10 protein-coding genes are annotated in these 12574 nt (G+C 72.9%); 3 read left to right on the top strand and 7 right to left on the bottom strand.

Annotation, left to right across the window (positions count from 1 at the left end; genetic code table 11):
- Nucleotides 1-44: 44 nt before the first annotated feature.
- On the top strand, nt 45-3131 hold the full coding sequence (locus tag ACSNN8_RS14640; RefSeq protein ID WP_436649727.1) for a DEAD/DEAH box helicase: 3087 nt from the start codon (nt 45-47) through the stop codon (nt 3129-3131).
- Between the two features lies 1 nt (nt 3132).
- Nucleotides 3133-3963 carry an SWIM zinc finger family protein gene (locus ACSNN8_RS14635; protein ID WP_436649726.1) on the top strand — a complete coding sequence of 277 codons (831 nt, stop codon included), beginning with the start codon at nt 3133-3135 and terminating at the stop codon, nt 3961-3963.
- Here the strand turns inward: ACSNN8_RS14635 and ACSNN8_RS14630 are convergent.
- Both ACSNN8_RS14630 and ACSNN8_RS14625 read right to left on the bottom strand, forming a co-directional pair.
- Nucleotides 3930-4625, bottom strand: a complete 696-nt coding sequence (locus tag ACSNN8_RS14630) for a Type 1 glutamine amidotransferase-like domain-containing protein (protein ID WP_436649725.1) — start codon at nt 4623-4625, stop codon at nt 3930-3932. The genes ACSNN8_RS14635 and ACSNN8_RS14630 overlap by 34 nt on opposite strands.
- A gap of 84 nt (nt 4626-4709) precedes the next feature.
- Nucleotides 4710-6305, bottom strand: coding sequence for a glycoside hydrolase family 64 protein (locus ACSNN8_RS14625; protein ID WP_436649724.1), 1596 nt, complete (start codon nt 6303-6305; stop codon nt 4710-4712).
- A gap of 141 nt (nt 6306-6446) precedes the next feature.
- Between ACSNN8_RS14625 and ACSNN8_RS14620 the strand changes: the two genes are divergently transcribed.
- Nucleotides 6447-7400, top strand: coding sequence for an aldo/keto reductase (locus ACSNN8_RS14620; RefSeq protein ID WP_436649723.1), 954 nt, complete (start codon nt 6447-6449; stop codon nt 7398-7400).
- A 3-nt stretch (nt 7401-7403) separates the two neighbouring features.
- Here ACSNN8_RS14620 and ACSNN8_RS14615 read toward each other — a convergent pair whose 3' ends face one another.
- From ACSNN8_RS14615 to ACSNN8_RS14595, 5 genes are all read right to left on the bottom strand, one after another.
- Entirely contained in the window at nt 7404-8228 is an 825-nt protein-coding gene (locus ACSNN8_RS14615; protein ID WP_436649722.1) for a class I SAM-dependent methyltransferase, read from the bottom strand.
- 102 nt (nt 8229-8330) lie between these two features.
- A complete protein-coding gene (locus ACSNN8_RS14610; protein ID WP_436649721.1) occupies nt 8331-9812 on the bottom strand; it encodes a hypothetical protein in 1482 nt (493 codons plus the stop codon).
- A gap of 64 nt (nt 9813-9876) precedes the next feature.
- Nucleotides 9877-10728: a menaquinone biosynthetic enzyme MqnA/MqnD family protein gene (locus ACSNN8_RS14605; protein ID WP_436649720.1), complete on the bottom strand. Its 852-nt coding sequence runs from the start codon at nt 10726-10728 to the stop codon at nt 9877-9879.
- Nucleotides 10725-11945 (bottom strand): MFS transporter, encoded by a 1221-nt coding sequence (locus tag ACSNN8_RS14600; RefSeq protein ID WP_436649719.1) that lies wholly within the window; start codon nt 11943-11945, stop codon nt 10725-10727. Before ACSNN8_RS14600 ends, ACSNN8_RS14605 begins: the two co-directional genes overlap by 4 nt.
- A gap of 43 nt (nt 11946-11988) precedes the next feature.
- Nucleotides 11989-12573 (bottom strand): ArsR/SmtB family transcription factor, encoded by a 585-nt coding sequence (locus ACSNN8_RS14595; RefSeq protein WP_436649718.1) that lies wholly within the window; start codon nt 12571-12573, stop codon nt 11989-11991.
- Nucleotide 12574: the final 1 nt, after the last annotated feature.

Raw genomic sequence — 12574 nt, 5'->3', positions numbered from 1 at the left:
CCCCCCGCGTCGCTAGTCTCGATGCGTTCCTTCAGGGGGTGGATGTGCTCGTCGTGCATGGCGGCTGGGTGCCGGGCACGGACCGGCCGGGACAGCTCGCGCTCTGGGCCGAGGACCCCGCGCTGCCCCTGACCACCGGTTCGCGGGCGCAGCGGCGGCCACATCCGTTCGCGATCGCCGCCGAGGCGCTGCTCACGACCCTGACCGAGACCTCCGAGGACGTACGGGACCCGCTCGCCAAGGCCGGCGTGGGGTCGCTGGCGCTGCTGCTGCCCAGCGCCGCCCGCGGCCCGCTGCCCTCGCCCGAGACCGGCGCCGAGCCGGCGGGCCGCGGCGCCCGCCTGGCCGAGTGGACCGTGCCCGCCCTCCTGCTGCCCGGCGACGCCGCGCTCCCGGCCCTCGGCGCGCTCGCCGACCCCGACCCGGCCGGGTCCTGGCTGCCCGCGTCGTCGCTGCGCTACCTCTGCGTCCTGGCCGGCCACGCCTGCGACCTGGCCCACCGCGGCCGCATGCTCCCCCAGCTCGTCACCGAGGCCGCCGTCCCCACCGCCCGCTGGCGCCCCGTCCAGACCGGCGCCGACGCCACCACCTACCGCGACTTCGCCGCCGCCATGCCCCCGGTCGTCCGCGCCGCCTCCCCCTCTCCCCCGGCGTCCCCGACCGCCACCGCGCCGGGCTCCGCGTCCGGCGGGGTGGCCCACACTCTCCGGGATGCGCTCGACGCGCTGGTCGACGCGGCCGCCCGGTCGGTGATGCCCGAGCGGATCCTGCTGGGGCACCGGGCCGGACCCAAGGCGCCGCTGCCCGACCGGTGGATCGCGGCGCTCACCGCCGAGGACCCGGCCCTGCCCGGTGCCCGCCACGACGAGGAACGCGACCTGCGGGCGGCGCTCGACGCGTGGCTGCGAGCCGCGCACGAGGCCAACGGCCCGATCCGGGTGAGCTTCCGGCTGATCGAGCCGCCGCCCGGCCAGGACGCGTGGGGGCTGGAGTTCGCGCTGCAGTCCGCCGAGGATCCGAGCCTCTACCTGCCGGCGGCCGAGGTGTGGGCCGGCGGGCGGTTCCCCGGTCTGCCGCCGCGCCCCGACGAGACGCTGCTGGCCGGGCTGGGCCGGGCCGTGCGGTTGTTCCCGCTGCTCAACGTCGCGCTGCTCGGGCAGGAGCCGGCGGGCATGGAGCTCGCCACCGCCGAGGCGCACGAGTTCCTGCGGCAGGCGGCGCCGCTGTTGCAGGCGGCCGGGTTCGGGGTCCAGCTGCCCGCCTGGGCCGGGCGCAAGAGCGTCGGGCTGAAGCTGACCACCCGGTCCCGGTCGCGGAAGGGCACCTCGTCGCGGGCCGTGGCCGACTCCGGGTTCGGGCTCGACGAGCTGGTCGACTTCCGCATCGACCTGGTGATCGGCGACGGGGCGGTGACCGCCGAGGAGCTGGCCGAGCTGGCCCGGCTCAAGGTTCCGCTGGTGCGGGTCCGCGGCCAGTGGGTCGAGCTCGACGATCGTCAGCTGCGGGCCGCGCTCAAGGCGGTGGGCAGCCGCCGCGAGGGCGAGCTCACCGCGGGTGAGGTGCTGCAGCAGGTCATGGACGGCGGCGAGGAGGACCTGCCGCTGGTGGAGGTCGACGCCGACGGCCTGCTCGGCGACCTGCTCTCCGGACAGGCGGCCGAGCGCCTCACCCCGGTCCCGACGCCCCCGTCGTTCCAGGGCACCCTGCGGCCCTATCAGGAGCGCGGCCTGTCCTGGCTGAGCTTCCTGTCGCGGATCGGGCTGGGCGGCATCCTGGCCGACGACATGGGCCTCGGCAAGACCGCGCAGACGTTGTCGCTGCTGCTGACCGAGCGCGCCGACGCCGCCTCGGTCGTGGCGCCGACCCTGCTGATCTGTCCTATGTCGCTGGTCAGCAACTGGCACAAGGAGGCCGCGCGGTTCGCGCCCGGCCTGCGGGTCTACGTGCACCACGGCGGCACGCGGCAACGCGGCGAGGATTTCGACGCCGCCGTACGCGACGCCGACCTCGTGCTGACCACCTACGGCACCGCGGTGCGCGACCTCGAGACGCTGCGTGAAGTCCACTGGGGACGCGTCGTCTGCGACGAGGCCCAGGCGATCAAGAACAGCGGCACCCGGCAGGCCCAGGCGGTCCGCGCGGTTCCGGCGCGCACGCGGCTCGCCCTGACGGGCACGCCGGTCGAGAACCACCTGGCCGAACTGTGGTCCATCATGGACTTCTGCAACCCGGGGATGCTCGGGCCGGCAAAGAGGTTCCGGCGGCGTTTCCAGGAGCCGATCGAGGTGCGGCAGGACGAGGACGCCGCCGCGGCGCTGAAGCGGGCGACCGGGCCGTTCGTGCTGCGGCGGCTCAAGACGGACAAGACGATCATCTCGGACCTGCCCGAGAAGAACGAGATGAAGGTGTGGTGCACGCTCACGCCCGAGCAGGCCACGCTCTATCAGGCCGTCGTCGAGGACATGATGGACGAGATCGAGGGCAGCGAGGGCATCCAGCGGCGCGGCAACGTGCTGGCCGCGATGACCAAGCTCAAGCAGGTCTGCAACCACCCCGCGCACCTGCTCAAGGACGGCTCGCGCCTGCCCGCGCGGTCGGGCAAGCTGGCCCGCCTCGAGGAGCTCGCGGAACAGATCGTCGAGGACGGCGACAAGGCGCTGGTCTTCACGCAGTACTCGGAGTGGGGATCGCTGCTGCAGCCCTATCTCGCGGCCCACCTCGACCGCCCGGTGCTTTGGCTCCACGGTGGACTGTCCAAGGCCCGGCGCGACGAGATGGTCGAGCGGTTCCAGACCGATGACGAGCCCATGCTGTTCCTGCTCTCGCTCAAGGCGGCCGGCACGGGCCTCAACCTGACCGCCGCCAACCACGTCGTCCACTTCGACCGGTGGTGGAACCCGGCGGTCGAGGATCAGGCCACCGACCGCGCGTTCCGCATCGGACAGTCGCGCAACGTGCAGGTCCGCAAGTTCATCTGCACCGGCACGCTCGAGGAGAAGATCGACGGCATGATCGAGCGGAAGAAGGCGCTCGCCTCCTCGGTCGTCGGCACGGGCGAGGACTGGATCACCGATCTGAGCACCGACGAGCTGCGCGAGCTGTTCGCGCTCGACGCCGGGGCGGTGCGCTGACATGCCGGTCGATCCGCAGGGGCGGTTCTTCGAGGGCGGGCGGCCGATCGAGGTCGAGGGCGGCATCGCCGTACGGGCCAAGCGCGGCAAGATCGGGGAACAGTGGTGGTCGCGCCGCTTCGTCGACGTGCTGGAACAGGTCTGCGACGGCGGCCGCCTCGCGCGCGGCCGGGCCTACGCGCGCAAGGGTCAGGTGATGGACTTCGCGCTCGCCGCGGGCCGGGTCACCGCGCGGGTGCAGGGTTCGCGGCCGCAGCCGTACGAGGTCACGATCGAGATCGCCGCGTTCGACGAAACACAGTGGACGGAGCTGACCGAGGCGCTCGGCTCGCAGGCGCTCTACCGTGCGGCGCTGCTGGCCGGCGAGATGCCGCACGAGATCGTCGACCTGTTCACCGCGCACGAGGCGCCGCTGTTCCCCGACCGCCTGGACATCCGCTGCAGCTGTCCTGATTGGAGCGTGCCTTGCAAGCACGGCTCGGCGGTTCTCTACGTGCTGGCCGAGGCCTTCGACGACGACCCGTTCCTGGTGCTCGCGTGGCGCGGCCGGCCACGAGACGCGCTGCTCGACGCGCTGCGCGGAACACCGGAGCCGGTCCCGGCGGTCGACCCGCTGGCCGTTGAGGAGTCCCCTTTGGAGGATCACCTCGATGGCTTCTACACGTCCGCGATCAGCCTGAGCCGTCTGCGCGAACGCCCGACGCGCATCAGCACACCGCCGGAGCTCCTGCTGCGCGCGCTCGACGCCCCACCGGTCAAGGTGCGCCACATCCCGCTGGTCGACCTGCTGCGCCCGGCCTACCGCGAGCTGGCCGCCCCGCCGGAGTCCTGACCCCGCAGCGACCAGACCTCGCCGGGTGCGTAGGCGCGGCCGCCGGCGGGGGTGAACACCTCCACAGGGGACGGTCCTGCGTTGCGGGCTTGTGCGCCGTCGACGACGACGCCCGCGGTCTCGGGGATGGCGAGGACGGGGACATCGTGGGTGCGGGCCCACTCCCGGGCCGCGGACGGCGCCGACGGGTCGAAGTGCGGAAAGACCACGTGACCGCCGAGCAGGTCGAGGCCCCGGGTTTCGCTGCTGCCGGTGTCGTTGCGGTCGAGCACGCCCGCGATGGCGATGTCCGCGCCCAGGAGGATGGCGCCCGCGCTGCCGCCGTAGACGTTGCCGCCGCGTACGGCGAAGTCCGTCAGAGCCCCGACGAGGTCACGCTTCCACAGGGCCGCAAGCAGGTCGAACGTGTTGCCGCCCGGGATGACGAGCACGTCCGCCGTCTCCAGCAGCTCACCGGGGCCGCCCGTGGCGTCGCCGGGCAGGTCGATGGCGAAGTTCCCGCGGCGAGCCAGCGCGCCCGCGAGCCACTGCTCGATCGCCCGCCACTGCCGGCGCGGCTGAGCGAAGGGCCACACGGCCACGCGTCCGCCCGTACGGAAAACCTCGTCCCACAGCAGCGCCTCGTCGTCCTCGCTGCCGCCGCCCCCGAGAAAGATCGTCACCCGGGCAACCTGGCACCGATGATCGGGCCGCGCAACCCCGTTCCACCGCGAACCCGCAGGTCCACGGTGGAACGGGAAGCAGAACTACCCCTTGCGCCACTTCTGGTTGGCGGCTCCGATGCAGTCCCACAGGTGCAGCCGGGCCCCGTCGGCGGAGTTGACGTCCTTGATGTCGACGCACCGGTTGGCCTGCGGGTTCACCAGGTCGCCGGCCGCGCTGAGCACGAACTGCTGAGCTGCCGTGCCGTTGCACGTGTAGAGCTGGATCGGCGTGCCGTTCGCGGTTCCGGCCGCCTGCACGTCCATGCACTTGTTGTTCTCGCTGCGCAGCGTGCCGCCCGTGAAGGTCCACTTCTGGGCGTTGGTGTTGTTGCACGTCCACATCTGCAGCGGCGCGCTGTCGACGAAGTTCGCGCTGGGCACGTCGATGCACTTGTTGTTGAGCGAGCTGATCACGGACACCGCACCGGTCGAGCCGCCGCCGCCCGAGCCGCCGCCACCGAACGGGGTCAGGTGGATGCCGGCCGAGCGGGGATCGCCGTCGTGCACCAGCGACTCGAACGCGCCGACGTCGTCGAAGGCGAACGCGTACGCCTTGCCGTCCACCATGTTGGCGTGGATCACCTTGGCGTACACGTTTGTCGGGTTGTTGCGGTAGAAGTCGGCCGGGTTGGTGCTCGGCTGCGTGTCGATCGTGCCGAGCGTGCCCCGGTTCAGCGCCGCGCAGAGCGTGCGCGAGATCGGCCCGACCACCTGGTCGTTCGGGGCGGGCAGGTCCCCGTCGCAGCCCCACACCGACGCCGACGACGGCCGGTTGAACGACGCGACCTCAGCGCCCGCGGAGTTGGTGAAGCGCATGACGTTGCCCGACGTACGCCCGAAGTAGCGGGTGTTGGGCTGATCGCCGAACGGCACGACCGTCAGCGTCTTGCCGGTGTACGCGTTCCACGCCGACGCGATGTACGGGTCGAGGTACGTGCTGCTCAGCAGCCCGGCCCCGGCCGCCTTGCCCGGCGCGAGCACCCGCAGCACCGTTCCGTCCGATCGCGTACGGACCGTGTTGGCCCAGCCGGACGTGCCGCGGATCGTGTTGATGATGGTGTCCCGCCCGTTCGCGACCAGGTCACCCGTGCGCTTGGTCGCCCCGGAGGCCCCGGTCACCGACACGGCGTGCGGCACCGCGAACATGTCGACCTGCGAGCTGTTGAGCCACAGCCCCGCGTCGTTGTAGGTGAACTCGCTCCAGTCGAACAGGATGTTCTCGTTGGCGTCGCCGCTCGCCCAGGGCGCCGGCTGCACCAGCCCGTCCGGCGTGAGGAAGAACTTCAGCTTCTCACCGAGCGAGAAGTAGACGCGGCCGGAGAAGCCGCGCGGGAACTGGATGGTCGTGCTGCCGCCGTTGCCCGCGGCGGGGATGGAGACGTCGGGTGCGGGCGCCGGCGGCAGGGCGCCACCGGTCCAGGGCGAGAAGGCGCCGGCCTGGTTGACGTAGCCCAGCCGGCCGGACGACAGCTGGATGCCGATGACGTACAGGTACACCGCTTCGCCGCGGCCGGTGTTGTTGGAGACGGTGACGGGCAGCAGGGTGGGGCCGACGGCTTGCGCCGCGGGCGGGGAGACCGCGGCCGCGACCGGGATGGTCACGGCCAGCGCGGCCAGGGCTCGCAGGAGGGTACGCACGGGGGAACACCTTCCGCCGAGGGGACTAGAGAGCGCTCTCAGCCGAGCGTCGGTTTTGTTTCCGGCGTGTGTCAATAGACAACGGCCGATGTCGCGGCGTCGCGGGCAAACGACGGTACGAACGGGCATAGGGTCGGGGTCATGAGTGAGATGAGCTACCGCCGGCTGGGCGCCTCGGGCCTGGTCGTCTCCGTCGTCGGCATCGGCTGCAACAACTTCGGCCGCAAGCTCGACGCCGACGGCACCCGCGAGGTCGTCGACGCCGCGATCGACGCCGGCATCACGCTGTTCGACACGGCGGACGTGTACGGCACCCCGCACGGCGCCTCCGAGGAGTGCCTGGGCCAGGCGCTCAAGGGCCGCCGCGACGAAGTCGTGCTGGCGACGAAGTTCGGGCTCGACATGGAGGGCCTCAACGGCAACGACTTCGGCGCCCGCGGCTCCCGGCGGTACATCGTGCGCGCGGTCGAGGCGTCGCTGCGCCGGCTCGACACCGACCACATCGACCTCTACCAGCTGCACACCCCCGACCCGCAGACGCCGATCGAGGAGACGCTGGCCGCCCTCGACGACCTGGTGCGTTCGGGCAAGGTGCGCTACCTGGGCAACTCGAACTTCGCCGGCTGGCAGATCGCGGACGCCGACTGGACCGCCCGCGCCGCCAACCTCACCCCGTTCGTCAGCGCCCAGAACCAGTACAGCCTGCTCCACCGCGAGGTCGAGGCCGAGGTCGTGCCGGCCTGCGAGCAGTTCGGGCTGGGGCTGCTGCCGTTCTTCCCGCTCGACTCGGGGCTGCTCACCGGCAAGTACCGCCGCGGCGAGGAGCCCGCCGCGGGCACCCGGCTGTCGCAGCCGCGCTACCAGCGCTGGGTCGACGGCGCCGACTGGGACACCATCGAGGCGCTCACCGCGTTCGGCGCCGAGCGCGGCCACAGCCTGCTCGACGTGGCGATCGCCGGCCTGGCCGCGCGTCCCGCCGTCGCCAGCGTGATCGCGGGCGCCACCAGCGCCGAGCAGGTGCACGCGAACGCCGCCGCCGGCGCCTGGCAGCTGTCGGCCGACGACGTGGCCGCGCTCGACGAGGTGCTCGGGTAGCCGTCAGGCCGGCCGGCCGCGCGTGCCCCGGGCCAGCAGCGCCGACGTGGGCAGGGCGAGCAGACCCCCGTCCGTACGGTAGGGGCCGGTGAGCTCGTCGAACGCGGCCCGCACCTCGGCGACCACCGACTGCGGCTGCCGGGCGAGGATGAGGCCCGGCATGCCCAGCCCGGCGGCCGGTCCGGCCCACCAGTCGTCCGGGTCGATGCGCAGCGTCCACGACACCGTGGTGCACATGACGGCGGCGAGGCCCGCGCCTTCCAGCAGGGCGGACAGACCCTTTTCCGTACGCGGGAAGTCGTTGGCGTCGTCGAGCCGGGGCAGCTGTGCGGGCCGTTCCACGCCCGCCGCGTCGAAGATGTCGTTCCACAGCCGCTGCGCCGTCGGCGGCGGGGACGGCCACACGGTCACCGCGATCCGCCCGCCGCGGCGCGTCACGCGCGCCATCTCCGCGACCGCCGCCGCCGGATTGCCCACGTGGTTGATCACGAAGTTGCCGACCGCGACGTCGAAGAACTCCCCCGGGAACGGCAGCACCGGCAGCGTGGCCAGCACCGTCGCCCCCGTCGGCAGCCGCGGCGCCGCCACGTCCAGCATCGACGGTTCGGCGTCCGCCGCCAGCACGGTCGCCCCCCGCGCCGCCGCCAGAGCGGCCACCGTGCCCGTGCCCGTGCCGACATCGAGCACGCGCCGTCCCTTGTCGACACCCGCCGCGTCGAGCAGGGCGTCGGCCGGGTGCGCGCACAGCCGGGCGAAGCTGCGCTCGTACGCCGCGGCCCGGCCCGCCCACCGGGCGCGCTCATACCCGTCGAACTCGGGACTCCTCATGATCCGCGGACGCTAGCAACCCGAAGCAACCCCGGGTCGGCGAGGTGCGGATCCGGCGCCCGATCCGCCCGGGAACTCGGACGGCCCTGTGGACGATCAGCTTCAGAGCGTCGTGACGATGCGCCGCCGGCGGAAGGCGAACGCCGCCACCCCGCCCGCGACCAGCAGCGCGGCGCCGCCCAGCGCGACCCACCCGGCAGGCGCGCCGGTGACCGGCAGGCCGCCGCCGGTCCCGCCCGTTCCGGCCGGCGCGGCGACGGTGATCTGCGCGCGGTCGTTGCCGTGGTTGACGTCCTGCACGCCGCCGTCGACGACGACCGAACCGGGGGCGGACTGCTTGGTCGCCTTGCCGGTGAAGGCGAACGAGACCGTCTCGCCGACCTTGGCGCCCAGGTCGGGGAAGCAGGTGTACTCGAGACCGTCGACCTCTCCGGCGTTGTCGAAGTCCCACTCGCCGGCGTCGGTGCCGGGCATGCAGTTGATGTCGACCTCGCTCAGCTCCACGCCGGCCGGGATCGACACCCGCACGCTCGGGACCCAGGTGAACTGGTCGTCGCCGGGGATGAGCGTGGTGGGGCCGAGGTTGCGCAGTCCGACCTCGACGGTCTCGGACCGGCCGGAGAACGCGCCGCCCACCGCGGCGCTGTCGGCTGCCGACTTGGCGGCGGTGACGCCGAAGTAGGCGACGTTGTCCTCGGCGTTGATGTCGTCGGGCTCGGTGCCGTCGGTGATGTCGGCGGCCTTGCTCACCGGGGTCAGGCTCAGCGCGCGGCCGGTCTTCTTCTTCGCGAGCAGCGCGGCGTCGTCGTCGTTCACGCCGAGCGCCAGGACGGCCCCGGAGTACGTGTAGGGGCCGCCCGCGTCCTTGTCGAGCTGGATCCGGATCGGCGACGTCTTGGGGAGCGCGAGGGTCGAGCCGGGCGCGAACTCCTGGTCGAACTTGCAGAGGATGCCGGGAACGCCCAGCTCCGACTCCTCCGTGTCGTCCTCGAACTCGTCGAGGGACAGGCAGTTGCGGTAGTCGCCGAGCGCGGTGATCCCCTCCTCGCCGAGCACCAGCAGGCCGACCGAGTCGACGGTCTCGCTGCCGGTGTTGTGCACGGCGAGCGGCAGGGCGGCGGACCGGCCGCGCGTGAGCTTGAGGTCGTCGATCGGCTCGACTTCCAGGTCGACGCCGCCGGCCGAGCGCACCACCGACACCTCGGTCTCGAAGCCGACGTTGGTGGCGACGCGGAACGTGGAGACGAGCTCGTCGCCGGTCACCGCGACCGTGAAGGTGAGGGTCTTGCGGGCGCCCGCGGCGAGGTCGCCGACCTTGCAGGACGTCGCGTCGCAGCCGGCCGGCAGCGTCAGCTCGAGCGCCGGGTCGACGCCGGCGAAGCTGACCACGACGTTCTTGGCCGCCGCATTGCCGACGTTGCCCACCTCGGCACGGATCGTCTTGGTCTTGCCGGCGATGACCGCGATCTGTTCGGGCACGTACACGCCGACGAGCGGCTCGGCGTCGCCGGGCGCGGCCTGGGCCGGAGCGGCGAGGCCGCCGAGGGCCAGGGCAGCAGCCGCCGGAAGGGCAAGTCGGCGCATGGGATCCCCGTCTTCTCTGCGTCGATGAGAGGTGCGGGGAGCGTAGGGGCTGCGCGTTTGAAGATCAAACTTCGGCGAAAAGCGGACCGTGAGCGGGCAACGGGGGCACCTCGCCACGAGCCGCCGCACGCCGGGCGAACTCCCGCACCCCGGCGATCTGCCGCTCACCCAGCGAGAAGTCGAGCGCCCGGAAGTAGTTGGCCAGGGTCCCGGCGTCGAACGGCTCCCACCGGGCCGCCGCGGCGGCGACCTCGTCCAGCTCGCCGAGGCAGAGGTCGCGGGAGCGCTGGAACGCCTCGTGCACGTCCTTGACCACGCCCGGGTGGGCGGCGGCGAAGTCCTTGCGGACGGCCCAGACGGCGAACACCATCGGCAGGCCGGTCCACTCACGCCACGCCTGACCCAGGTCGGTGACCTGCAGCCCGAGGCGCGGGGCCTCGTAGAGGGCGCGCAGGGCCGGGTCGCCGATCAGCACGCCGGCGTCGGCCTCGATCAGCATCTGGGTGAGCTCGGGCGGGCAGCGGAAGTACTCGGGCTCGGCGCCGTAGCGCTCGGCGAGCAGCATCTGGGCGAGCAGCACGCCGGTGCGGCTGGTAGACCCCAGCGCGACCGGGCGGCCGTCGAGCTCGGCGAGCGGCCGGGTCGAGATGAGGTTGACCGAGAGCACCGGCCCGTCGCTGCCGACCGCGAGGTTGGGCAGCAGCACGAGCTCGTCGGCGTGGCGCAGGTATTCGACCAGCGTGATCGGGCCGATGTCGAGGTTCCCCGCGACGAGCTCGGCGCTGAGCCGGTCGGGCGTGTCCTTGTGCAGGTCGACGTCGAGCAGGTGGCCGGAACGCATGAGGCCCCAGTAGATCGGGAGGCAGTTGAGGAACTGGATGTGCCCGACCCGGGGCCGACCGGCGCTGTCGCTCATTCTCCGACGCTATCCCGCTGCACCGGCGAACCGCCCCTCACCGGATGCGAAGGTGGCTCACGTCGCACGAGCGGCATCCCGGCCAGCGGCACGACCAGGCCGAACGCGCCGATCGCCGCCATCAGCAGGCGGGGGCCGACGTGCTCGACCAGCGGGCCGGCCGCCAGCAGGCCGATCACGCCCGCGCCCTGGACGGCGGCGCTGAGGGCGGCGAAGGCGCGGCCGTGCGCGCCGGAGGGCGTACGGCGGGCAACGATCACCGTGGTGAAGACGTTGATGCCGCCGTTGCACAGGCCACCCGCGATCCAGAGCGGAATCAACCAGTACGGTCCCGTGACGGCTGCGCCGGCGAGCAGGGGCGCGGACGAGCCGGCCACCACGGCCAGCACAGCGGGCACCGTGATGCGGTGCGGCGGCACGCGCCCGAAGACGGCGTTGCCCAGCAGCATGCCGGCGGTCCACGCCGCGGCGACCAGCCCGAACACGGTGGTGGAGGCGGCCAGCGTGTCCCGGATGAAGAACACCTCGACCACGTTGATCGCGCTGACGCCGGCGATGACCACGGCCAGCGCGCCGACCATGACGGCGAGCGTACGGTCGTCCCGCAGCCGCCACGGGACCAGCGCCACCTTTACGCCGGCGACCCCCTTGCGACGCGTACGGACGGCGAGCGCCGCACCGACCAGGGCCAGGTAGCTGGCCGCGTCGATCAGCAACGGCGCCCGCGTCCCCGCCTGCCCGACGAGGACGCCCGCCAGCGCGGGGGCGAGCAGCATGCCGAGGTTCCCCGCGGTCTGGCTGAGCCCGCTCGCCTTGGCCAGGTCCTCCCGCCTCGCCATCGCGGGCAGCAGCGCCGTCAGCACCGGCTGGGTGAACGCCAGCCCACAGGCCAGCAGCGCCACCAGCCCGACGACGGCCGCGGGCCGGCTCGTGTACGCCAGCACGACGCAGATGCCGGCCTGGACCAGCGGCACGCACACCAGGACCGTACGGCTGTCCGCCCGATCGGCGACCCGCCCGGCGACCGGGGCCAGCAGAGCCAGGGGCACGCTCGCGGCCAGCAACAGCGCCGAGACCGCGAGCCCGCCGTGGCCGCCCTGCTGCAGAACCAGGGCGAGCGTGGTCGCCGCGAGAAAGTCGCCGCAGACCGACACTCCCCGCGATCCCGCGATCAGCCCGATGTCGGCCCAGCGCGTCCCGCCAGATGTGAAGGACATACTTCGAAAGTAGTCCTTCACATCTGGATCGCGCCAGACCCCGTCAGCCTTCGTCGCCGGGAAACGCCATGATGTTGAAGTAGGCCGGCCGGGCGCCCGGCGGCGGATCGTCCATCCGGTTCCGGAAGCGGTAGGGCTCCACGAGCTCGTTGACCCGGTCGGTGAGCGCCCGCAGCTCGTCGGCCGTGAGCAGCAGTCTGTGCTCGGTCAACGTGCCCGCGGCACGCCAGTCGTCCGGCTCGGCGGGCCGCCGCCGGATCCACTGCCGGGCGCGCTCCATGTCCCGCTCGAGGAACACGTCGACCAGCGCCTCGGTGGCCGCCGCGACGTCCGGGTCGTCCCCGCCGGAGTCGACGCGCAGCCCCGTGCTCGTGCTCCGCCAGACCCGCTCCCGCCCGTCCCCGCGGCTGGGCGCCTGCTCCACCAGCCCGAACCGGGCCAGCTCCCGCAGGTGATAGCTGGACGCGCTGGGCGACAACCCGACCAGCTCGGCGACCTCGGTGGCCGTCACCACGGCCCCCGTGTCGTTCAGATGCTCCACGATCGCGATCCGCGCCGGGTGGGCCAGCGCCCGCATGACCTGCGGGTCCGTGATCCGCAATCCGCCCCGCCCACGCTCGTCACTCATG

It is taken from the genome of Actinoplanes sp. URMC 104 (assembly GCF_051386375.1).
Classification (GTDB): domain Bacteria; phylum Actinomycetota; class Actinomycetes; order Mycobacteriales; family Micromonosporaceae; genus Actinoplanes.
This window is presented reverse-complemented; position numbering and strand designations above follow the sequence as displayed.

What these genes read in the sequence shown, in the direction of transcription:
- ACSNN8_RS14635 (WP_436649726.1), top strand. Translation starts at nt 3,133, where the DNA reads ATGCCGGTCGATCCGCAGGGGCGGTTCTTCGAGGGCGGGCGGCCGATC.
- ACSNN8_RS14620 (WP_436649723.1), top strand. Translation starts at nt 6,447, where the DNA reads ATGAGTGAGATGAGCTACCGCCGGCTGGGCGCCTCGGGCCTGGTCGTC.
- ACSNN8_RS14615 (WP_436649722.1), bottom strand. Translation starts at nt 8,228, where the DNA reads ATGAGGAGTCCCGAGTTCGACGGGTATGAGCGCGCCCGGTGGGCGGGC.
- ACSNN8_RS14610 (WP_436649721.1), bottom strand. Translation starts at nt 9,812, where the DNA reads ATGCGCCGACTTGCCCTTCCGGCGGCTGCTGCCCTGGCCCTCGGCGGC.
- ACSNN8_RS14605 (WP_436649720.1), bottom strand. Translation starts at nt 10,728, where the DNA reads ATGAGCGACAGCGCCGGTCGGCCCCGGGTCGGGCACATCCAGTTCCTC.
- ACSNN8_RS14600 (WP_436649719.1), bottom strand. Translation starts at nt 11,945, where the DNA reads ATGTCCTTCACATCTGGCGGGACGCGCTGGGCCGACATCGGGCTGATC.
- ACSNN8_RS14595 (WP_436649718.1), bottom strand. Translation starts at nt 12,573, where the DNA reads ATGAGTGACGAGCGTGGGCGGGGCGGATTGCGGATCACGGACCCGCAG.